The following is a 1,855-nucleotide window of genomic DNA, read 5'->3' on the forward strand; positions in this document are numbered from 1 at the left end:
CTCGTCCTTGTGAGCCGACACGGTCAGATACCCGTTGTTCAGCTCAAGGGAAATGTCGTTCTTGTCAAAGCCCGGCATATCAATGTCCACGTCGTAGCAGTTGTCCTTCTCACGCACGTCCGTCGACATCATGTTCGCCGGCATCGCGGCCGCCGAACCATTGTCTGTGTTGCGCCAACCCTCGAAGAACGGATCATCGAACAGATCGGAAAACATCGTATCGTTCATCAAAGCCGGAAACATTGCCATAATCGGTACTCCTTGACATAAAGCATGCATGGAGTGGAACGGCTTGGCTCGCCAGCCGACCGGTCCACACGGATCCCGCCTTGCGACGGCATCCCACGGAACCCGGCCGGACCGGCTATCGTGACCGCTCCCGGAACCCCTCCCGGAGCTCCTGCCTTGTCCTTTCACCCCACACAATAGGCAATCCCCGACAACCATTCCCCGGTTTTACCCACAGTGAAAAACCTGAGCCAGTAAGACTCAAGTTTGCATTCGCGTTGATTGTGTGTAAGGCGATTGCGCGCTGTGTGGTCTGCCTGATGCTGCAAGCTGCTGTCGGTTTTGGTATGCCGGCTCATGATTGTCTGGACCTGCACGTTTTGGTTGCTGTCTGACGCAATCGTCGTTGGATTACGCCACCGGCTCTTCTGTCTGCAGCAACAGGTCGCGAATGGACCGTACGTTGACGTCATGGTCGGTGTATGATCTGTCGACGCGCGTGGCCACGGTGCGGTTGTCGTCCGGGACGTTGAGCAGCGTGCTGATCGAGCGCAGGTGCTTTGCGAATCGGTCATGATACATGCGTCCTGATTTGATTTCGATGAGTTCCGGCTCGGTCTGGGAATGCGTGCAGTCGACGAGATCGACCTCGATTTTGCTGTCGTCGCGATAGAAGTACAGTTCCGGGGTTTTGAGCGCGTTGTAGTACCGCTTGACCGTTTCCGATATCACGAGATTCTCGATGATTTCGCCGAACAGCGGATGCTCCTGAAGGTCCTGCACCGTGTTGATGCGCAGCAGATGGCAGAGCAGGCCCGTGTCGTGGAAGTACAGTTTCGGCGTTTTGGTCAGCCGCTTGTTGAGATTGCCGTAATACGGCGGAAGACTGAACGTGATGTAGCTCGATTCGAGAATCGACATCCATGATTTGACGGTGCGATATGTGGTGCCGAGTTCATTGGCGAACGTGGTTTCCTTGATCAGCCCTCCGACGTGCTGGGCGCACAGTCGCAGGAACGTGCGGAACATGGTCAGGTTGCGCACGTCGAGGTAGTCGGCGACGTCGCGCTCGATATAGCTGTTGACATAGCTTTCGAAAAAAATGCTGCGCGGTACGTGCGCATCGTGCAAATGCGGGTAGCCGCCGGTGAGCATGAACTCTTCGATGGTGAGTTCGGGTTGCGCCGCAAGTGCTTCCGTGTACGATAGCGGCAGGAGTTTCAGCACTCCGGCTCTGCCTGCCAGCGACTGCTTGATTTGCCTGAGCAGCAGGAAATTCTGGGAGCCGGACAGGATGAATTGTCCGGGTTGTTTCGTTTCGTCGGAAACCACCTGCAACATGGAGAACAGGTCCGGTGCGTATTGCGCTTCGTCGATGATCAGATGGGTGGAACGGTCCCGGATAAAGCTGATCGGATCGACGTTTGCTTGGTTGCGCAGTTCGGGGTTTTCCAGATTGAGATACGCGTAGTCCGGAAAAGCGTGCTGAACGAGCGTCGACTTGCCGCTTTGACGCGGTCCGGTGACGGAAACGATCGGAAACCATGCGGCGGACCGTTGCACCTGTTCGGTAAGCAATCGTGGGATCATGCAAGGCTCCTTCAGCTCGGAAAACCAAAACCTTGCT

Annotated in this window: 2 protein-coding genes; both read right to left on the minus strand. The window is 56.0% G+C overall.

Annotated elements, in window-relative coordinates:
• Positions 1-249, minus strand: a 249-nt coding sequence (locus KIH79_RS12665) for an Hsp20 family protein (RefSeq protein ID WP_219059711.1), incomplete at its 3' end; no start/stop codon positions are given.
• A 390-nt stretch (positions 250-639) separates the two neighbouring features.
• Positions 640-1,818 (minus strand): ATP-binding protein, encoded by a 1,179-nt coding sequence (locus KIH79_RS12670; RefSeq protein ID WP_219059712.1) that lies wholly within the window; start codon positions 1,816-1,818, stop codon positions 640-642.
• Positions 1,819-1,855: the final 37 nt, after the last annotated feature.

The sequence above is a fragment of the Bifidobacterium miconis genome (genome assembly GCF_019331735.1).
Classification (GTDB): Bacteria; Actinomycetota; Actinomycetes; order Actinomycetales; family Bifidobacteriaceae; genus Bifidobacterium; species Bifidobacterium miconis.